Source organism: Bacillus sp. EB V-12 (assembly GCF_056158125.1).
In genome coordinates this window covers 118345-138132 of record NZ_JBUXJL010000006.1, presented here as the reverse complement: position 1 = coordinate 138132, position 19788 = coordinate 118345, and the positions used below count along the sequence as shown (strand labels likewise).

Below are 19788 nucleotides of genomic sequence, written 5' to 3'. Positions count from 1 at the left end.
TTGTAATGAAAACAGTAAAGAGAGGTAAATGATGTTAGGAGAGTTGATTCATTCGGTTTTAGTTTTTTTAGAAGGACTTGGTTATTGGGGAATTATGCTTGGATTAATGCTAGAGGTTATTCCAAGTGAAATCGTATTGTCTTATGCAGGTTATTTAGTATCAACAGGAAGCATTACATTTTGGGGCGCTGTCGCGTTCGGTACAATTGGTGGTGTAATTGCACAACTATTCATTTATTGGATTGGTCGATATGGAGGAAGACCTGTTCTTGAGCGATATGGAAAATATATTTTAATTCAGAAGAAACATATTGATTATGCTGAAGATTGGTTTAATCGTTATGGAACTGGCGTTATCTTTACCGCACGTTTTATTCCGGTTGTGCGTCATGCTATTTCGATACCAGCGGGTATTGCGAAAATGTCACATGCTAAGTTTATTACGCTAACTACATTAGCTGTTATTCCGTGGTCAATTGTGTTTGTATATTTAGGTTTTAAATTAGGAACAGAGTGGGAAAGTATTAATAAAGTTGCGGGGCCATATGTGAAATACTTTGCACTTGCTGCTATTGTTTGTGCACTTGGTTATTTTGTATTAAAAAAAATGATGAAAAAAAAGTGATTACAGAAAAGGAATCTATGTCGACGTAGATTCTTTTTTTATTGGCATTTTTTCAAGGATGAAAGAATACGTTTAATATTTACCATATTGTGGCATACATATAGAAAAAGGGTGCTTGGAAAGGGGAATAAAGAGAAATGGAACTCCAGTTTCAAAATGTATATCAACAGGTAGAGAATTGGTATGTGTTGGATTCGGAGCTTCCTTGGGATGTCAAAAAGTTGAGAGAGGATTTGTTTTCTCTTATTGAAGTATGTAAAACGCCCGTTATTTTTTGTGATACGTGTGATGCAAATGATGTGCTTCTATCATTAGGGGAAGAGGAAGAAGAGTTCCTATTCCCGGTAGGTGGTTTTTATCATAAAGAAAAGCAATTAATTTTCGTTTGTATGTGGGAAGAGTATGAGCAAGTTCTCAAAACGCTACTGCATGAATTCCGCCATGCGATGCAGCATAAGAGAGATATATTGTATGTGGGAAGTGAACGGTACGAAGAGCGGTGGATTGAAAAAGATGCGAGGAAGTTCGCGGAGAGGAAATTAGATGAATATAAGAGTAGAAAGTTAATGTAAAGCATAGTGGAGAAATAGCGCTGTGCTTTTTATGCTTATTAAAAATAAGTATTTGACTTTTATTAAGTTTAGTTCTAAACTAATGATATGAAACGAGCGAGGTGATGAAATGAAAACAGAAGATAGACTAGGGCTACTATTATGGTTTCGTTTGTCACGCTTTTATAATAAGAGTATTCGTGAGACGAATCAGCATTTGAAAAAATGGAATATATCTGCCGCCCAGTTTGATGTGTTAGCTCAAGTTGGAGGACATAATCGTTTAACGCAGCAAGAACTTGGGAATAAGCTATTTGTTACGAAAGGAAATGTGACGCAGCTTTTAAATAAAATGGAGCAGCTTGAGTGGATTCATCGTGAGCAAGAGGGTACTACGAAATATATTTCGTTAACAGAAAAGGGCAGAGCTTTATATGAGGAAATTGTTCCACCTCAAGAAACGTTCCAAGCAGAGAAGTTTCATAATTTAAATATAGAAGAACAAAATCAATTATTAACACTACTAAAAAAGTTACAGTAAGAAAAAAATTTTAAAATAAATCTCGAATTCGAGATAGTATGAGGTGAAGGATATGTTTAGAAAAGTTGATCATAAAAATATGGGCAGAGCAAATCATGGTTGGTTAAATACACATTTTCATTTTTCTTTTGCCAATTACTACAATCCAAATAACATGAGCTTCGGATCGTTACGTGTTATTAATGATGATCTAGTAGCGGCACAAACTGGTTTTGATATGCATCCGCACCGTGATATGGAGATTATTTCTTACGTTGTAGATGGTGCTTTAACACATGAAGACAGCATGGGAAATCGCGGAACGATTGAGCGTGGACATGTTCAATATATGAGTGCTGGCACGGGTGTATTTCATAGCGAGCATAATTTAGGCGATGAAACGCTGCGTTTATTACAAATTTGGATTTTACCAGACCGCGCAGATCATAAACCAAACTATGGTGAGTTTAAATTTGATTGGAGCAAGCGTAAAAATGAATGGTTCCATATGGTATCTTCAGTAGAAGGAAATGCGCCAATTCAAATTCACCAAGATGCGAATTTATATTCTTTATCATTAGAGGCTGGAAAAGAAATTCATTTTCCAGTGAAAGAAGGCCGTCAATTGTACCTTGTACAAATTGAAGGAAGCAGTGTAATAAATGGTGAAACGTTTGTTATGCGGGATGCAGCAGAAGCGGTAGAAGAAGATATTCACATTCAAGCGAAAGAGCAATCACACTATTTAGCAATTGAATTGAAAAAACAATAAAAGGTTTATAGAAAAGAGGACATCCGATAGATGTCTTCTTTTTTTGATTGGAATTGTCTGAAAAATGTTTCTCAAATTTTTGGTAGAGGTATCGGCTGGGAAAATAAGAATTGTATAAAAGTGTCAAAAATCTTTATGGGAATGGGGAATGTTATAGTGAAAAAGCAAGTCATTTCATCAGCATTAGCGTTAACTGTTATCGCCGGGGGATTTGGAGCGTTTGGGGCAACGACAACGAAAGCGGAAGAACAAAAAATTCAATATCATCAAGAATTTAAAACACCTGCATACATAGGTGAAGAATGGAAAGCACCGGAAGGACTAGATAAAAAAGAGACAGTCTTTCAATACTTAGAGAGTAAGAAAGATATGTTTAAATTAGCAGGAAATATTGAAAAGCATTTTAATATCGTTGGGGAAGAAAAAGACGCTGAATCTGATACGACACATGTGAAGCTAGTTGAGAAACATAATAACATTCCTGTGTACGGTTCTGATCAAACTGTTACACTTGATAAAGAGAATAATGTAAAAGCATTCTTCGGACAAGTTATTCCGAATTTAGATGATAAAAATATTCCTGCAGCTGCAAGCATTACTGCGGAACAAGCAGAAACAATTGCAAAGGCAGATATTGAGAAAGAAATTGGTAAAGTAAAGAGTTATGACGGTGTGAAAAAAGATTTATTTGTATATGAAAAGGACGGTAATTACTACCTTGCATACTTAGTTAAGGCATCGATTTCAAAACCAGCTCCAGGATATTGGCATTATTTTGTTGATGCAACGAATGGAAATGTTATTGAGAAATATAACGCTGTAGATAACATTACTGGATTTGGTTACGGAGTATTAGGTGCTAGACAATCATTTGAAATTGCTCAAGATACGAAAACAGGACAATTCAACTTGTTTGATGGTAAACGAGGACAAGGTGTTCATACATTTGATGCAGAAAATATGGACGAGAACTGGTTTAATTTATTCTCACAATGGCTTGGATATACAGGAGAAGAAGTTGAAAGTAAATCTAAGTTCTTCGAAGATAAAGCTGCAGTTGATGCGCATGTAAATGCAGGAAAAGTATATGATTACTACAAAAAGACATTTAATCGTAACTCTTTCGATGATAAAGGTGCGAAGCTTATTTCAACTGTTCACGTAGGGGAGAGCTGGAATAACGCAGCTTGGAATGGTGTGCAAATGATGTACGGTGATGGCGATGGAAAAACGTTCATTCCATTATCTGCTGGACTTGATGTTATCGGTCACGAATTAACGCATGCTGTAACTGAACATACAGCAAACCTTGTTTACAAAAATGAGTCAGGGGCGTTAAATGAATCGTTATCTGATATTATGGGTGTTATGGTTGAGAAGAAGAGCTGGGATTTAGGTGCTGATATTTATACACCTGATAAACCTGGTGATGCACTTCGCTCTCTTAAAGATCCAGCGTCTATTCCAAATCCATTAAAACCAAGTGAAGGTTACCCAGATCACTATAGTAAACGTTATACTGGAACAGCTGATAATGGTGGTGTTCATATTAACAGCAGTATTAACAATAAAGCTGCATATTTAGTATCTGAAGGCGGAGATCATTACGGCGTGAAAGTAACTGGAGTGGGCCGTGAAGCGACAGAAAAAATTTACTACCGTGCTCTTACGAAATATTTAACTGCAAACTCTGACTTCAAAATGATGCGTCAAGCTGCTCTTCAGTCAGCTGAAGATTTATATGGTAAAAACTCTAAAGCTGTACAAGCTGTAACGAAAGCTTATGATGCAGTAGGTGTAAAATAATAAGAGAAAAGACCTGACATCCTAGTCAGGTCTTTTCTTTATCCCGCTATCCGCAAATGATGAAATTTCCACTTTATTTAGTCGCGAATACCTAATGCGATTTTCGCCATACGTGACATACGTTCTTTCGACCACGGTGGATTCCAAACGACATTTACTTCTATTTCATTAACTTCAGGTACGTTTGTTGATAATACTTTTTTAACGTCTGATACGATTTGCCCAGCCATTGGACAACCGATAGAAGTCATAGTCATCGTAATGACAGCATTATTATTTTCATCTGCTGTAACATCATAAACTAATCCAAGATTAACGATATCAACACCTAGTTCAGGGTCAATAACAGCCTCTAAATTGGCAAGTAATTTATTTTCAAATGCTTCTTGTGACATAAGCAGCCCCTCCTACACTTTAATGATATCGATTCTCATTATAACGGAAATGAGCATAATGTGCAGGAAATGAGCTCAAAAAAATATCCCTCTTTCAAAGAAGGGATATTTTTTGAACATCTATTCTGTTTTAAAATGAGATACGAGTTGATCTAACTCTTCAACTGTTTGTTTCATTTTTCTAGCAGTTACTGTCATTTCATTCATAACAATAACTTTCTGTTCAGCAGATTGTGCCGTTGCGGCAGTTTCGCTCGATACTTCAGTAGAGATAGAAGCGATGTTATTAAGTGAAGCATTCATTTCTTCAGCACTTGCAGCCATTTCTTCAGCAGTTGCTGATATATCTTGCATTTGAGTAGATACTTTATTTACTTGTTCCACAATTGTTGTGAAAGAAGTACCAGCTTCACGAATAACATTGATACCTTCAAATGCTTCAGAACGGCCTTGAGACATCATAGAGCTAGCAGTTTCTGTATCATTTTGAATTTGATGTAGTAATTGATTAATGTCTGTTGCAGCTGTTTTAGATTGTTCAGCAAGCTTTCGAACTTCGTCAGCTACGACAGCAAATCCTTTTCCTTGCTCCCCAGCACGAGCTGCCTCAATAGAAGCATTTAAAGCAAGTAAGTTTGTTTGCTCAGCAATATTAGAAATAGATTGTACAGCAGTATCAATATATTTCGTATGAGTGATTAGACGTTCAACCACTTCTGACGTAGCATTTACAGCTTCGTGTATTGTTGTCATTTGTGAAACAGATTTTTGGATAACGGTACTTCCATCGCTAGCATGTTCAGAGGTGGCAACAGCAAGTTCCGCTACAGATGAAGCAGATTCAGCAATGCGCTGAACACTTACTGCCATATCATCCATTGCAGTTGAACTTTCTTCCATACTAGAAGTTTGTGATTGAATACTTGCATTTAAGTTGGACATCGAGCTTTGGACTCTTAATGTCGCCTCACGTGATGTATTCGTTTTTTCTAGCATATTTTCAGAAGCGGTTTGTACTTCCACTGATGTTTTTTGAACACGATTAATAATATGTTGTAGGTTTTCTAACATTTTATTAAATGATGTTGCGATAGCACCTATTTCATCGTTGCTATTTACTTGTAGACGTGCCGTTAAGTCACCTTCTTGAGAGGCCAATTCTTTTAGTTTCGTGTCAATTTGTTGAATTGGTTTCACCAGTTTACCAGAGAACCACCATGCAAGAATAATTGCAACGATAATACATACAACAAGTGATAAGAAAATAACATATTCGATTAAGAGTGCAGATTGATCAATTTTTTCAATAGATTGTTCACGTAATTTAGCTTGTTCATTACTGTAATTTGTGAAGTCACCAATTACTTTATAGACCGTTCCGTTTTCTGAAGAAGCTACTTGTAAAGCTTCTTCCCATTTTTGTTCTTTTGCAAGAGTGAATACTTTTTCTTCAATGAACTTTCTCCAAGTAGACCCTAATTCCATTGTGCTTTTTACGGACGAAGAAAGATTTGGATTAGAAAGAAGTTTATCTTTTGAATCCTCAAGACGTTTACTCATCTCATTAAACTTGTCTAATTCGACTTGATCATGTTGTAGTAAATAACCTCTTAAAGCAGAGAGCTGTACTTGATAAGCGTCTCCACGCTCTTTCAATTCTGTTGCCAGTGGAGAAATTTCTTTTTGTAATGTTTCAGCTTTACGAGATTGGTCGATAGCAAAAAATAAAATAAATGCTAAGGCGACACCAAATAAAGCGCAAATCGTTCCCATCATGAACATAAGTTTTTTTCTGATACTTACAAAATTCATATAATTAAAAGCCTCCTTTGTGAAATCTTAGTATTAGAATTAATAAATGTAAAAAATTGAAAGAAAGCTTTACTCCAGTTGGAATAAAGCTTTCTTATTTCCTTTAGGAATTATAGCAGACGGAATGAGAGATAGAAAGAGATATTTTAAAGTGAAAAAAGAGAGACTGTAAAACTTTCATTCCTATACCTTTGAGCTCGTGTCATTTTCACTTTAAGCGTTTGTTTTGAAATGAGAGACGAGAACTTCAAGTTCTTGTACGATTGTTTTCATTTCAGATGATTTGTTAGCCACGATACTCATTTTGTTTACTTGATCACCAGCCGAATGCGCTGTTTGTGATGTTTCTGCAGCAACTTCGTTTGAAATAGAAGCGATATTATTTAAAGCTGCGTTCATTTCTTCAGAGCTTGCAGCCATCTCTTCAGCAGTTGCAGACATTTCTTGCATTTGTGTAGAGACTTTGTTAATGTGGTTAACAATTTCTGAGAATGAAGATCCGGCGGTACGAATAACCGTAATTCCTTCAGAAGCTTCTGCTTGACCTTGTGTCATCATATCATTTGCTATTTTTGTATCAGCTTGAATTTGATGAAGTAAATGGTTAATGTCAGTTGCGGCTAGTTGAGATTGTTCAGCAAGTTTTCGAACTTCATCGGCAACAACAGCGAATCCTTTGCCGTGTTCACCAGCACGAGCTGCTTCAATAGAAGCATTTAAAGCGAGCAAATTTGTTTGGTCGGCGATATTTGAAATAGATTGAAGTGCAGTATCTATATGATTTGTATGTGTAATGAGCCGCTCAACTACTTGTGATGTAGCGTTAACAGCTTCGTTAATTGTATGCATTTGTGTAATAGATTTCTCAATGACTTTATTCCCATCATCTGCTTTTTCTGAAGTTGTGACAGCTAAACTAGTAACAGAAGAGGCGGACTCAGCGATACGCTGAACACTCGTTGCCATGTCATCCATTGCGGTTGAACTTTCTTCAATGCTAGAAACTTGTGAACGAATATTGTGTTCAAGAGCATTCATAGTTTCTTGGGTTCTTGCGGTATTTTCCATAGAAGCGGTTGTTTCGATAAATACATTTTCGGAAGCTTCTTTTACACTTGTTGATGTTTGTTGAACTTGTTTTATTATATGCTGTAAGTTAGTGAGCATTTGATTAAAGGAATTTGCAATGTCACCAATTTCATCTTTACTTGTTACGTGTAATCTAGCCGTTAAATCTCCGTCTTGAGAAGCTAATTCTTTTAACTTCTCATCAATTTGTCGAATTGGTTTAACGAGTTTACCAGAGAACCACCATGCTAATAAGATAGACGTTAATGTACATGTAATAAGTGAGAAGAAAATAATATATTGAATAAGTGATGAAGAAGACTCGACATCAGCAATTAATGCGTCACGTTTCTCATTCTCTTCATTTGTATATTTATTAAAACGACCTAAAAGATCATTTACATAATCTGTTTGTGATAAAGCAATTTTGGATGCTTCGTCCCATTTTCCTTCACGCGCAAGAGGTAGTACCTCATTATCTATGACGCTACGCCATTTTCCACCCATTAAAATAGCTTCTTTCATTCCTTCTGGGAGCTTCTTGTCACTTGTTACTTTCTCTCTAGTATCAGCTAATTTTTTCCCTTCTCGATTGAACTTATCTAATCCTTTTTGATCATGTGATAGCAAATATTCTTGTAAACCAGCAACTTGTGCTTGGAACCAATCGCCACGTTCTTTTAAAATCGTCGCTCTTTTTGATACATCATTTTTTAACGTTTCGATTTCACTTGCTTGATTCATGGCGAATGAAAGAATAACAATAAGAGCAATACTAAATAAAGAAGAAATGCTTAAGAGTGTGAACAGTAGTTTTTTTCGAATACTAACATATTTCATCGTTACCCCTACCCTCATTTAAACTGTTTATTATGATTTATAGATATTTAAAACAAAATTAATAAAAACATTATTATGAAGTTATTAATCTGTTCAATGAAAATTATAGCAGATAATGGAAGGAGTCAGATTAGTATTAGAAAAAGTTCTTAAAATGTATACATTTGCATATCATAAAATTCATAAATAAATATTAGAAATGCTATTGAAATTTGAAATGACATCATGTATACTTCTAATTAGTTGATAACGATTATCAGTATCAACTAAAAACATTACTCTTCGTTATGTTGGTCATACCCCTTTTTGACGACGTAAGTCAGAGACGAAATGTTGAAATATCTTGTGTCCTATTCTACAGAATTATGGTAATCTCCAACCTCAACTTATATGCGTGAGCATGCAAAAAGGATCCTATCCGTGAAGGGATCCTTTTTTGCATGCTGTCGCAATTATTGTATATAGACCAGGGATACGTTCTTCGATTCCTTCTGGTGCAGTAGAAGGAAAGACCCATCTTTGATGAGATCCATGTTCTTCAACTAGTTTTTCGATTTTAAAACGTTCTTCCGCAAGTGTTGTAATGATTTCTCCTAGCGTCCAGCGACGGATGGTTGTTTTAGGTAGCGATTCTTTCTGTGCTTCTGTAAGAAGGATGCTATAAGCAACATCATCTTCAATTAATTCTTCATCGAAATAATTTCCATTGGCCTGAAATGATGGGTGGTCGACTCCTAATAATTTTGTGTAAACAGGATGATAGTCACGAAGTATAAGCATTCCATCTCGCTTAAGTAAAGTAGCAATTTTTTGAAAGAGTGGTTTTAAATCTAGAAAGTAATGGAGTACACCAAGTTCCAGCAATACGATATCAAATGATTCGGAGAGCTGCACATTTAATACATCAGAAACGACATACTGGATAGAGACACCTGCTGCGTCCGCAAGTTCATTTGCATATTTTGCATTACTTGCTGAAATATCAACAACTGTTACGTCAGAGCCTAAAAGGGCAAGTGCGACAGCTTTATTTCCTTTTGAGCCGAGTAAGTTAATAATACGTTTTCCTTTTGGAGATTGTATGTAAGGTAAATAATGTGCTACTTCGCGTGTGGGATCTTCCATAATTTTTTTTGCATAATCCTCTGGCGCCCCATGGCGATTCGTCCAAGCTTCATAAGCAGCTGTATTCCAGCTTTTTTCATTTATAGTGCTTAGTTGTTTTTGGTTCAATGTTATCACTCCTTTTGTGAACGTATAGGTATTCGGCGGGAGGATGGGATTTCCTTTTCGTTCTGGATAAAAGTTTGATTTTTCTGTGATTAAGTCGTACAATACTTGTTATACGTAAAAGCGTTGAAAAGGAAAAGTAGGATGAACACATTCTTTCCAGAGAGCTTCGGTAGCTGAGAAGAAGCAAGAATATTCATTTGAACAATGGCCTTTGAGCTTCGTCCTGAACTTATCAAATGATAATAGTAGGCGGCGACGAGAGTTGGTACTCGTTATCAAAACCACAGTATAAGAGCATAGAGCTCCGTACTTGTTAAGGCTAATTATGTGAGTAATTGGCGAAATAAGGTGGTACCGCGACTGTTTATACAGCCCCGCCCTTATCTTTTTTAAGATAGGGGTGGGGCTTTTTATATTTTAAAGGAGGAATGTAAGATGAGTATTTTTATTGGGGGCGCTTGGCCGTATGCGAATGGTTCATTACATCTTGGTCATATTGCGAGTTTATTACCTGGAGATATTTTAGCACGTTATTACCGGTCAAAAGGTGAGAATGTGCTGTATGTTTCAGGAAGTGATTGTAATGGAACACCGATTGCAATTAGGGCAAAACAAGAAGGTGTGACGGCGAAGGAAATTGCTGATCAGTATCATGAAGAGTTCCAGCGATGTTTTCGTAGCCTTGGTTTTACTTATGATTGCTATACACGTACAGATAGTGAGCACCATCATGAAACGGTTCAAAATGTTTTTTTACGTTTATTAGAAGAAGGACATATTTATAAAAAAATAGTGGAACAAGCGTATTGTGAAACGTGTACGCAGTTTTTACCGGATCGTTATGTAGAAGGAATATGTCCACATTGCCATGAAGCAGCAAGAGGAGATCAATGCGATGCGTGTTCTGCTATTTTAGATCCACTCGATTTGTTAGAAAAGAAATGTAAGTTATGTGGTAGTACACCATCTGTACAGGAAACAGAGCATTTCTATTTCGCATTGCATACATTTCAGGAGCAAATTAAAAGGGCTGTAGAAATTGCCAAGCAAACAGGGACATGGCGCGACAATGCGATTCAACTAACAGAGAGATATGTAAAGGAAGGATTACTAGATAGGGCCGTATCACGTGATTTACCAATTGGAGTACCAATTCCAGTAGAAGGGTATGAAGATAAGAAAATTTACGTATGGATTGAAGCAGTGACAGGCTATTATTCAGCGAGTAAACATTGGGCTGAAGAAACAGGGAAAGATGATCAAGAGTTTTGGGATAGCGAAGCGAAAACATATTATGTGCACGGAAAGGATAATATTCCGTTTCATTCCGTCATTTGGCCAGCGGTATTACTTGGAATAGGGGAGGAAGCAATCCCGCGTCATATCGTTTCGAATGAATATTTAACAGTTGAAAAAAGAAAATTATCTACAAGTAAAAACTGGGCAGTATGGGTGCCTGACATATTAGAACGCTATGATCCAGATTCTATTCGTTACTTTTTAACCGTCAACGCACCAGAAAATCGCGATACTGATTTTTCATGGCGGGAATTTATTTACAGTCATAATAGTGAATTATTAGGTGCATACGGGAACTTTGTGAACCGGACATTAAAGTTTATCGAAAAATATTATGGTGGTATCGTGCCGAAGGGAAGTATTGAGGTAGAGCTGAAAGATAAAGTAGAAGGATTATATAAGCGTGTAGGAGAGGCGATTGAGCAAACTAAATTTAAGGTGGCGTTAGAAACAATATTTGATGCAGTACGTTTTGCAAATAAATACTTTGATGAAAAGCAGCCTTGGAAACAAAGAGAAGATGATCCAGTTTCATGTGAAGAAACGATTTATAACTGTGTGTATCTTATCGCTAATTTTGCAAATCTCCTTGAACCGTTTTTACCATTTTCAAGTGAAAGAGTTCGAAACACATTGTCGATTGTGAAACGAAATTGGGAACCGCAAAATACGTTGCCAAGTAGAATTGATAGCGTACAGCCATTATTTGAGCGAATCGATGTAAAACAAATTGAGCATGAGATAGAGAAGCTGTATGGAGCGGTAAAATGAGATAGAGAAAAAGACCTTTCAAGTAAATGAAAGGTCTTTTGTTATGCAGTATGATTCTCTTTCTTATCTTTCAAAAAGAAAAGTACAGCAAGGATTACAAGAATAATAGCTGCAATATCATACGTTATTTTAAATGTAGTATTAAAGTTTAAGTACTCTACGAAAGGAGTTTTCACTGCTCCTGCATATATACAAACGGGAATGAGAAGTAAATCGTAAAATTTCTTTTCTTTCATATATCTTATTAGGAAGAAGATACACATAATAGCAAAAAATACGATGCTTAAAATAGTCATTTATACCTCCAGATAAATTTACTTATTTTAATTGCAGTTATATCTTTTATATAAATTCTGTATTTTTTCAAGCGCTATGCACGCGATTTTGTTTCCTTTCTTTCCTAGCCGTAAGCAGCTGAGGAGTGAAGATCCCAACTAATATGAAAATAATTCCAATCCACTGCATGAACGTTACGACTTCATGTACAAGTGTAATAGAAGCAATAATAGCAGTTGGTAATTCAGCTGCACCTAATATTGTACCAAGCCCTGTTCCAACCTTTGGTACACCGATTGAAAAACAAATGACAGGTACAACAACGCCGAATAATCCGAGGAAGAAAGCATATTTCCATAGACCGGCTTGCAAAGCACCGTCTGTTAAAAAGGTTGGCGGAAAGAATAGGCATACGATAAGAGTAGCGCTTGTTGTCATAAGGAAGCTTTTCGTATAAGGCGGAACATCCGTAGCGACGCGCCCGCTTGCAAAAACATAGAATGAAAAAGAGACAGCAGCTAATAGTCCAAAGATAATCCCTTTCGTAGAAAAACTTTGTCCGAGGCCTTCAAATACACCACCTGCAAACAATGTACCAGCAAATAAAATAAGGATAGATATAATCTTATCGCGGCTTGGAAATGTTCGATTTGCAATTGCTTCGATAATGACACCAATCCAAGTGAACTGAAAGAGTAGGACGACAGCAATAGATGCGGGTAGTTCTTCTACAGAAATAGCGTAGAAAATCCCGGTCATACTCATTGTTGTTCCGACGGTTAGTAAGGAAAAGAATTGTTTTTTTGTTACTTTATGACGTGAAAAGAAAAGAACGAGTAGAAATAGTCCAATCCATCCGAAGACATATTGTCCCCCTAATAGTTGATGTGCTGAAAATCCATTTATGAATCCGAGTTTGAAAATAGTTGAAAGTATGCCATAGCTGCAAGCACCGAATAAAACGAGTAATGAATATTTAAACTTTTCCATAAAAAATCCTCCTTTTAAATAATAAAAAACGCCCGCTATCCAAATAAGGATAACGGGCGAACGAAACAGAGTCATATACTCTACAAAATTCCGCCACTCATACGAAGTATGAATTTGGGGTATGTAATTATAGTGAATGTTACATTGCTTTTGGGAATACAATGGAGCATTTTACACCTTGAGCTGTGTTTTGTATCCCGTAAGGAAACTGATGTTTATCTAATATTTGTTTCACGATATATAATCCAAGACCACTACCTTGTACTAAACCGTGTTTATCAGGGTTTGCGCGATAGAACGGTTCAAATAAATGAGCAAGTTTATCTTCATCAATTTGTGAACCTGTATTTAATACTTCTAATGCGTAACCATTTGGTTTTTCATAAAGCTTTATATATACGTGCTGATGGTCAATTGTGTAATGAATTGCATTTGAAATAATGTTAAAAATAGCAGTTTGAATAAATTTAGGATCAGCTAAAATTTGTACGTCGTGTTTAATATTAGATTGTACATTTAATTGTTTTACAGATACAAAGTAATCTACTTTCTTCATAACATCCTCAATAATATTAGATAAAGAAATGACTTCTAAATTCGGTTTAAATTGAGGGTTTTGTATTTTGGATAATTCCGACATTTTTTCCGTTAATATGTTAATGTCTTGCATCATCTCGTAGGAACGTTTCAAATACTTATCTCTATCTTTATAAGCTCCAATTCCGTGAATCATGCCATCTAGTTGTCCCATAACGGCTGCGATTGGTGTTTTTAATTCATGGGATACCATAGACATAAATTCTTTACGAGATTGTTCTAATTGTTGTTCCTTCTTGAGCTCATTTCTTAAATCTTGATTGCTTTCATGTAAATTTTTTACAATATTTGGTACTTGCGAAGCAGCTACTTGCAAATTAAAATCTGTTTGATCTGCATTTTTGTTAAGTAGCTTTTTATCTGAGAAATCAAGATTCATAATATCTTTTAAAGCATCACTCATATATTGAAAAGGTTTGGCAATTAGTTTTGTATAAATTAATGATCCGAGTAGTGATAATGCAAGCATTGTCGCGCCAATATGTGGAGCTAATTGTTGCAACGCATCTGCTAACTTTGGATTATCATTTGTATCATTTGTTTTACTTGCTGCATTTTGTGTATGTAAGGCATCATTATTAGCGGCTTTCTTTTCTGCTTCTGTAGGCGGATTAGAAGTGCTATTTTTCCCCGAAAGATTTTGTGTATGTTCTTTTGCCTTTACAGTTTGGCTAGGCTGCAAAAGGTGATTGATAGCTGTAGAAAGAGATTTATAATCTATAATAGAAGATTGGAAATTAGAAATGCTCCCCTCTGACACAGCTTTATTTTGCTTCGTTTTACTTCCGTCGTTTTGCTTATCTGAATCAGCCTGTTCTGTAGTCGGCGTTCCATTTTCTTTCGCAAAACGTTCTTTATCGTAGTTTGAAGCTAGAAAGTAAATAATTTGATAAAGGCAAAGTGATAAAAGAATACAAAATAATAAGGTTTTGATGAAAATATTTTTGGTGATGTTGTCTTTGCTACGATTCGATTTTGTAGCCAATGCCTTTCACCGTTTTAATATAAGGAATTCCTAATTTTTTTCTTAAGTTTTTAATATGTGTATCTATAACTCTTACATCACCATAATGTTCATAGCCCCATACCTTATTCAACAAATCACTTCTTGATAATACTTTTCCTCGATTTTGCAGTAAAGTATAAATAATTTCAAATTCTTTTGTTGTCAATTCAATTTGATTACCATGAACATAAGCTGCATATGCTGTAGAGTTTAACATCAATTCATGGAATTGTAGTATAGTTGCAGCTTCTGCTTCCTTCGTTGCTGCCCTTCTTAATACAGCCTCTACACGCTTAATAAATACAGTATAATGGAACGGTTTCGTAATATAGTCATCAATACCTAACTCAAATCCTTTAATTTCACTTTCTTCATTATGTAAGCCTGTTAACATAATGATTGGTACATCAGATTGTCCTCGCATAATTTTACAAATACTATAGCCATCTATATCTGGTAACATTACATCGAGGAGGACAAGATCGTATGAATTTTTTTGGAAAAGAAGAATACCTTCTGTTCCAGCACCAACTACATCAACTGTAAAGTTTTGTGCCATTAGAAATTCACGAATAAGTTCTTGTATATCTGGGTTGTCTTCAATCACCAGTATATGCGTCATAGTAACACCTCCTAAATAACGCTTTTTACTGCAATATTCGAATTCATCATTTTTCGAGTGACTCAGATTGTTTATACATATAATAAGCCCCCGCTATAAAATAATCATGAAGGTAGCAAGGGGAATAGTTTAGTGTTACTGAATAGTTCAGAATTACAGTAGTTCTATTATAGTATGTATTATAAAATTTATAAAACATTATAACTGTATAATTTTAATATCTACGTTTATCAATGTTTAAATATTAGCTAATCAAATCTATTCCTATTATATATGTAAATACAGTTGTTTTGCTACTGTAAATGAATAAATAAAATAAGCCAAGACATAAAATTCTTGGCTACACATAAATCTTGTTTTTAGGCTATTTTACAGTGACAGTAGCTTGCTGCTGAACGCGCTCAAATAACCAGTGTATATCATTGTTATACATACGAATACAACCAAGTGTTGTCCATTTGCCGATTGCTTGATTATTGTTAGTTCCGTGAATCGCATAAGTTGTTCCGTAAGTTCCTGCCATATTTAATCCGAGCCAACGGTCACCAAGTGGATTACGTGGATCGCCGCCTTTAATTTTGCCTGTATAATAAGGGCGATTTTTAATTTTATTTACGATTTGAAAAGTGCCTTTAGGTGTAGGTGTTGCAGCTTTTCCAGTAGCGACAGTAAAACTTTTTATAAATTTTCCATCCTGATAATAATCCATTTTATTTAACTGAGTGTCTACGATTAATTGATCTTTCGTTGTAGCTGCCTCTGCGCTAGAGAATGGAAGAGTTAAAAATCCTAATGATAATAGTGCGCTTAATAATAATTTTTTCATTGTTATTCTCCTTTTACTATCGTAAGAGTCTTACATACAATGAAGTTGTAATCCTCGTAATGCTTTATTTACATTTTCATCTAATGTTTCAAAGAATGTAGTGATTTTGCTGTTGTGTTTGTTGTTGTTATCAATAAGTAATCTTTCATTTAATAAAAGCTCACCACGTAGTCCAAAACTTTGAACTTGAATATTTAGCTCATCTTCATTTTCAGAGATGATTGGTAAGAAATAATGAAAAGCTTTTGTTGGAATGATGTAGCTTTTGCCAATCATGCTTTCTTGATTTGAATTAATCCATTTTTTCGTGACAATTTTAATATTCTTTTTTGAAACGATAAAAGATAGTGTTGTAGATTTTGTTAAACTTACGTCAAATTCACTTGTTTCACATATTTGTAAATTAAAAACGGTTTCATTTTGATGAGATTCAACATTTGTATTAATAAAATCGTGCATTTTATATGCTTCCATTTCGTATTCACCCTTTTTTCAATTTCGAAAAACGACTTATATTTATTCAAATTAATGCTTAGTCATATATTGGTTAAATTTTTCAACAAATTCCGATATAATCTTACAATACGTATATGAAGCTAATATGAAGTTAGCATGAGTTTGTGATGGTTTTTTATTGAGAACAAAATAAGAGAGGTTTTTTAGTGCTAAAAAATGGATAAAATTTGCATGTTATTAATGCGCCTTTCCGCTATTTCGACTTGAAAAATGATTTTTACTATTTAATAAAGAACGAAAATCACTAGTGTGACCCTTACAAAAATGTAATAAAAATGTAAGCTATTGTGATAGTTATTTCGACAATTTTTTTATACAATAATAGTAAGAAGTTGTACGTGATTGAAAGGAGAGATGACATGGAATGGATTCATGAATTATTTCAGCAATACGGGTACTATGTTGTACTTGTCGGCTTGCTGTTAGAATATATTGCACTTCCGTTTCCGGGAGAGCCAACGTTAGCATATGCGGGATTTTTAGCACATAAGGGTGATTTAAGTTTACCGATTTTAATTATTCTATCCTTTATTGGGACAAGTGTAGGAATGACGATTCAATACTTTTTAGGAAATAAATTAGGTATGCCTTTTATTCAAAAGTATGGGAAATACGTATTTTTAACGCAAAGAAAAATTGACTTAACGAGAATGTGGTTTGATAAGTATGGGTACTTCTTAATTTTTATTGGTTTCTTTATTCCTGGTGTACGTCATTTCACAGGATACTTTGCAGGAATTATTAATTTACCATTCCGTCGTTTTGCCATTACAATTTATTCAGGTGCTCTATTTTGGGTATCATTCTTCTTAATCGGTGGTTACTGGTTAGGTGGAAACTTACATGATATCTTTGGAGTGCTAGAAGGTCATATCGGTAAAATCATTTTTGGAGTTATTGTGATTGTAGCGGTTACGTTAGGTATTCGTTTCCGTAAGCAGTTAAAACGAGTATTACTACAAAACGCAAGTTAATATGAAATCCATTCTATGTCAGAATTTAGGAAGTCAGTGCAAAAGCACTGACTTTTTTATTTTTAAGACTATGTTTAATGCACATTTTACATTCTTTATAGGAATTTGATACAGGATAAGAAATAAGTATCTTGTCAATTATTATAGTCGTAATGACAATTATAATTGACAAAGATAAGGATATTATTTACAATTTTAATTAAATAAATGAAAAAGAGGGAAGACATGAAGCTTCAAAATCGAGTGAGGGAATTGCGAGCAAAGCATCGTTTATCACAAGGGGATTTAGGGAAAGCGATTGGATCATCACGGCAAACGATTAGTTTAATTGAGCGCGGGGATTATGCACCATCTATCGTATTGTCGTTAAAAATCGCACAAATTTTCAATGTACCGGTGGAGGAAATATTTACGTTAGTAGAGGGGGAAGAGGACGATGAAGAGTAAACGAAAAAAACAATTTGATTCTGTGGGGAAAATAGCATTAAGTATGATGGGTGGCTTTTTAACGTCTTATATAGCTTTAAATTTACTCTCGGATGAACCGAGAAAATTATCATCCAATACATTTATAGGTATATGTACTATTTTTGGAATCTTAATGATGTACTATACTTGGAAGAATACACGTATGTTAGCAGAGGCACGCGATGAAGAAGAGAGCGTACAAGGCAGAAAATTAGGCATTATAAGTATATATTTACGTGTAGGCGATATAGTTACGCAGGCATGGTTTGTATATGCAGTTATTACATGTAGACGTGCACTGTTGCAGGATACAAATGTTTCATTTGCGGTGTGGAATTTAGTAGCTTCTATTGTTTGTTTAACTACTGTAGTAATTATCGGACTTATAACAAAAAATCGTTATAATAAGCTATATCCTGAACAAGGTGTAACGTATATGGAATCTATGAAAATGTGGACGAAAAACGCAGATGAAGGATTAAAGCACATTGTGCATGAGGCTGGATATAAAGCGTATGAATTTACGAATACAATATTGGCATATGTATGGTGGGCTGCCGTTATATATACAGCTGCTAGTGATATCGATTTTGTATTAATTGGCTTAATCTCATTTATTTGGATATTGCATCTTGGGAAGTTCATGTACGAAATGCAGAGGAAAATGATTTATTAAGGGGAGAAAAAGGTGGATATTTTAAGAAGGCCAGCTGGCTCAATGACAGTGGCGCTAATTCTGTCCATTTTATACGGAGTAATCCGAACTGGGAAATTAGAAGTAATTTTGAACCTATGGGCAATAGTTGGAATTTCATTATTAGTGTTAGCCATTCATGAGCTAGGACATGTAGTATTTGGTGTAATAGGTGGTTTAACATTTAAATTTATGACAGTAGGACCCATTACTATTCAAAAAGAAAAGGGAAAATTACGCATTCGAGCAAATAAATTATGGGCTTACTTTGGAGGCGTTGCAACACTAGTACCACCTTCTATAGAGACACCGAATCTTTCGAAAAAGTGGGCGTGGCTCACTTTAGGTGGACCGATTACGAGTTTACTATTTGGTATTACTTCCGGTTACATATATATGGTGAGTTATTATCAATATCTTTTATATTTTTCCTTTTTCCATTTTGCAATCTTTGCGGTTACAATTGTGCCGATAAAAGGAATGCTTATGAGTGATGGGATGCAATTTCTTATTTTAATTAAAGATGATGAAAGAGCTAGAAATCACTTATATGAGATTCAAATATCGAGTGAGTTATTTAGTTATAAAAGACCGAAAGATTGGGATGAAAGGTTAGTAGAATTGAGTGAGGAGAAAATAAAAGAGAATAAAGGGATAAGAGAGATAATGAGTAGACTTATGCTCGTCTTTTTTGCTCGTGCGGATCAAGAGGGAATGGAAAGAGCGATACCGTATATAGAACGAATTGTTCAACTACCTGTAACGAAAGAAAATAAGTTTTTCGTTAGTAGTTTTCATAGTTGGTATCTTTTATATAAAGCCCTTTATGAGATGGATAGTCTTTCTTTGCAAGAAGCAAAGGAACATGCAAAGGCTATTACAAAAATGGACCTAAGTGGATATTACCGTACACAAGGAATTATTAGATATGTAGAAGGTAATATGGAAGCGTCCCGTACTTATATGAAGAAAGCCGATCAAGAATTAAAGAGCGCCGAGAAGAGTGAGATGGGATATTTACAAGTAGAAAGAGAATGGTTTGAGCAGCTGAAAGAGAGGGTATCTTACGATGGGTGAGGTATCCTCTTTTTTCTATGTCATCTTATGCCGTTCCATAAACAGCCTAG

20 protein-coding genes and 1 other annotated feature are annotated in these 19788 nt (G+C 35.1%); of the genes, 10 read left to right on the top strand and 10 right to left on the bottom strand.

Annotation, left to right across the window (positions count from 1 at the left end; translation table 11 throughout):
• The first annotated feature begins 31 nt into the window (after positions 1–31).
• The 5 genes from uptA to nprB all read left to right on the top strand — a co-directional run bounded on the left by uptA (position 32) and on the right by nprB (position 4274).
• Positions 32–625, top strand: coding sequence for an undecaprenyl phosphate transporter UptA (uptA, locus tag ACZDYH_RS19690; protein ID WP_000900219.1), 594 nt, complete (start codon positions 32–34; stop codon positions 623–625).
• Positions 626–762: 137 nt separating this feature from the next.
• A complete protein-coding gene (locus ACZDYH_RS19685; RefSeq protein ID WP_000422801.1) occupies positions 763–1197 on the top strand; it encodes a DUF3920 family protein in 435 nt (144 codons plus the stop codon).
• Between the two features lie 109 nt (positions 1198–1306).
• Positions 1307–1717, top strand: coding sequence for a MarR family winged helix-turn-helix transcriptional regulator (locus ACZDYH_RS19680; RefSeq protein ID WP_000845466.1), 411 nt, complete (start codon positions 1307–1309; stop codon positions 1715–1717).
• Between the two features lie 52 nt (positions 1718–1769).
• Positions 1770–2468 carry a pirin family protein gene (locus tag ACZDYH_RS19675; protein WP_000488964.1) on the top strand — a complete coding sequence of 233 codons (699 nt, stop codon included), beginning with the start codon at positions 1770–1772 and terminating at the stop codon, positions 2466–2468.
• A gap of 156 nt (positions 2469–2624) precedes the next feature.
• A complete protein-coding gene (gene nprB, locus ACZDYH_RS19670; protein ID WP_000745123.1) occupies positions 2625–4274 on the top strand; it encodes a neutral protease NprB in 1650 nt (549 codons plus the stop codon).
• Positions 4275–4351: 77 nt separating this feature from the next.
• On the opposite strand, the gene ACZDYH_RS19665 is transcribed toward nprB, so the two are convergent.
• From ACZDYH_RS19665 to ACZDYH_RS19650, 4 genes are all read right to left on the bottom strand, one after another.
• Complete coding sequence (locus ACZDYH_RS19665) at positions 4352–4669, bottom strand: metal-sulfur cluster assembly factor (protein WP_000076422.1); 318 nt, start codon at positions 4667–4669, stop codon at positions 4352–4354.
• Between the two features lie 120 nt (positions 4670–4789).
• Complete coding sequence (locus tag ACZDYH_RS19660) at positions 4790–6481, bottom strand: methyl-accepting chemotaxis protein (protein WP_025709828.1); 1692 nt, start codon at positions 6479–6481, stop codon at positions 4790–4792.
• A 213-nt stretch (positions 6482–6694) separates the two neighbouring features.
• Entirely contained in the window at positions 6695–8389 is a 1695-nt protein-coding gene (locus tag ACZDYH_RS19655) for a methyl-accepting chemotaxis protein (RefSeq protein WP_000878445.1), read from the bottom strand.
• Between the two features lie 414 nt (positions 8390–8803).
• The gene (locus ACZDYH_RS19650; protein WP_001072260.1) at positions 8804–9622 is read right to left on the bottom strand and encodes a class I SAM-dependent methyltransferase; all 819 of its coding nucleotides are present in this window, start codon (positions 9620–9622) and stop codon (positions 8804–8806) included.
• Positions 9623–9736: 114 nt separating this feature from the next.
• Positions 9737–10007, top strand: a binding site (T-box leader).
• Between the two features lie 50 nt (positions 10008–10057).
• Between ACZDYH_RS19650 and metG the strand changes: the two genes are divergently transcribed.
• Entirely contained in the window at positions 10058–11692 is a 1635-nt protein-coding gene (metG, locus tag ACZDYH_RS19645) for a methionine--tRNA ligase (protein WP_000021599.1), read from the top strand.
• Between the two features lie 41 nt (positions 11693–11733).
• Here metG and ACZDYH_RS19640 read toward each other — a convergent pair whose 3' ends face one another.
• From ACZDYH_RS19640 to ACZDYH_RS19615, 6 genes are all read right to left on the bottom strand, one after another.
• The gene (locus ACZDYH_RS19640; RefSeq protein WP_000154129.1) at positions 11734–11988 is read right to left on the bottom strand and encodes a hypothetical protein; all 255 of its coding nucleotides are present in this window, start codon (positions 11986–11988) and stop codon (positions 11734–11736) included.
• Positions 11989–12055: 67 nt separating this feature from the next.
• On the bottom strand, positions 12056–12958 hold the full coding sequence (locus ACZDYH_RS19635) for an EamA family transporter (RefSeq protein WP_000410484.1): 903 nt from the start codon (positions 12956–12958) through the stop codon (positions 12056–12058).
• Positions 12959–13097: 139 nt separating this feature from the next.
• The gene (locus tag ACZDYH_RS19630; protein ID WP_049107556.1) at positions 13098–14540 is read right to left on the bottom strand and encodes a sensor histidine kinase; all 1443 of its coding nucleotides are present in this window, start codon (positions 14538–14540) and stop codon (positions 13098–13100) included.
• Positions 14518–15183: a response regulator transcription factor gene (locus ACZDYH_RS19625; protein WP_000148833.1), complete on the bottom strand. Its 666-nt coding sequence runs from the start codon at positions 15181–15183 to the stop codon at positions 14518–14520. The genes ACZDYH_RS19630 and ACZDYH_RS19625 overlap by 23 nt, the downstream gene beginning before the upstream one ends.
• Before the next feature lie 364 nt (positions 15184–15547).
• Positions 15548–16009, bottom strand: coding sequence for a L,D-transpeptidase (locus tag ACZDYH_RS19620; protein WP_000735063.1), 462 nt, complete (start codon positions 16007–16009; stop codon positions 15548–15550).
• A 30-nt stretch (positions 16010–16039) separates the two neighbouring features.
• Positions 16040–16483, bottom strand: a complete 444-nt coding sequence (locus ACZDYH_RS19615; RefSeq protein ID WP_000388769.1) for a DUF3978 family protein — start codon at positions 16481–16483, stop codon at positions 16040–16042.
• A 401-nt stretch (positions 16484–16884) separates the two neighbouring features.
• Between ACZDYH_RS19615 and ACZDYH_RS19610 the strand changes: the two genes are divergently transcribed.
• The 4 genes from ACZDYH_RS19610 (at position 16885) to ACZDYH_RS19595 (ending at position 19738) form a co-directional block, all read left to right on the top strand.
• Positions 16885–17499, top strand: a complete 615-nt coding sequence (locus ACZDYH_RS19610; RefSeq protein ID WP_000454754.1) for a DedA family protein — start codon at positions 16885–16887, stop codon at positions 17497–17499.
• A gap of 225 nt (positions 17500–17724) precedes the next feature.
• Entirely contained in the window at positions 17725–17946 is a 222-nt protein-coding gene (locus ACZDYH_RS19605) for a helix-turn-helix transcriptional regulator (RefSeq protein ID WP_000776168.1), read from the top strand.
• A complete protein-coding gene (locus ACZDYH_RS19600) occupies positions 17936–18643 on the top strand; it encodes a DUF3169 family protein (protein ID WP_000837717.1) in 708 nt (235 codons plus the stop codon). The genes ACZDYH_RS19605 and ACZDYH_RS19600 overlap by 11 nt, the downstream gene beginning before the upstream one ends.
• 42 nt (positions 18644–18685) lie before the next feature.
• Positions 18686–19738, top strand: coding sequence for a site-2 protease family protein (locus tag ACZDYH_RS19595; protein WP_434714612.1), 1053 nt, complete (start codon positions 18686–18688; stop codon positions 19736–19738).
• Positions 19739–19788: the final 50 nt, after the last annotated feature.

Coding starts and splice junctions, on each gene's coding strand:
- uptA (WP_000900219.1), top strand. CDS start 32: ATGTTAGGAGAGTTGATTCATTCGGTTTTAGTTTTTTTAGAAGGACTT.
- ACZDYH_RS19685 (WP_000422801.1), top strand. CDS start 763: ATGGAACTCCAGTTTCAAAATGTATATCAACAGGTAGAGAATTGGTAT.
- ACZDYH_RS19680 (WP_000845466.1), top strand. CDS start 1,307: ATGAAAACAGAAGATAGACTAGGGCTACTATTATGGTTTCGTTTGTCA.
- ACZDYH_RS19675 (WP_000488964.1), top strand. CDS start 1,770: ATGTTTAGAAAAGTTGATCATAAAAATATGGGCAGAGCAAATCATGGT.
- ACZDYH_RS19665 (WP_000076422.1), bottom strand. CDS start 4,669: ATGTCACAAGAAGCATTTGAAAATAAATTACTTGCCAATTTAGAGGCT.
- ACZDYH_RS19660 (WP_025709828.1), bottom strand. CDS start 6,481: ATGAATTTTGTAAGTATCAGAAAAAAACTTATGTTCATGATGGGAACG.
- ACZDYH_RS19655 (WP_000878445.1), bottom strand. CDS start 8,389: ATGAAATATGTTAGTATTCGAAAAAAACTACTGTTCACACTCTTAAGC.
- metG (WP_000021599.1), top strand. CDS start 10,058: ATGAGTATTTTTATTGGGGGCGCTTGGCCGTATGCGAATGGTTCATTA.
- ACZDYH_RS19640 (WP_000154129.1), bottom strand. CDS start 11,988: ATGACTATTTTAAGCATCGTATTTTTTGCTATTATGTGTATCTTCTTC.
- ACZDYH_RS19635 (WP_000410484.1), bottom strand. CDS start 12,958: ATGGAAAAGTTTAAATATTCATTACTCGTTTTATTCGGTGCTTGCAGC.
- ACZDYH_RS19625 (WP_000148833.1), bottom strand. CDS start 15,183: ATGACGCATATACTGGTGATTGAAGACAACCCAGATATACAAGAACTT.
- ACZDYH_RS19620 (WP_000735063.1), bottom strand. CDS start 16,009: ATGAAAAAATTATTATTAAGCGCACTATTATCATTAGGATTTTTAACT.
- ACZDYH_RS19615 (WP_000388769.1), bottom strand. CDS start 16,483: ATGGAAGCATATAAAATGCACGATTTTATTAATACAAATGTTGAATCT.
- ACZDYH_RS19610 (WP_000454754.1), top strand. CDS start 16,885: ATGGAATGGATTCATGAATTATTTCAGCAATACGGGTACTATGTTGTA.
- ACZDYH_RS19605 (WP_000776168.1), top strand. CDS start 17,725: ATGAAGCTTCAAAATCGAGTGAGGGAATTGCGAGCAAAGCATCGTTTA.
- ACZDYH_RS19600 (WP_000837717.1), top strand. CDS start 17,936: ATGAAGAGTAAACGAAAAAAACAATTTGATTCTGTGGGGAAAATAGCA.
- ACZDYH_RS19595 (WP_434714612.1), top strand. CDS start 18,686: ATGACAGTGGCGCTAATTCTGTCCATTTTATACGGAGTAATCCGAACT.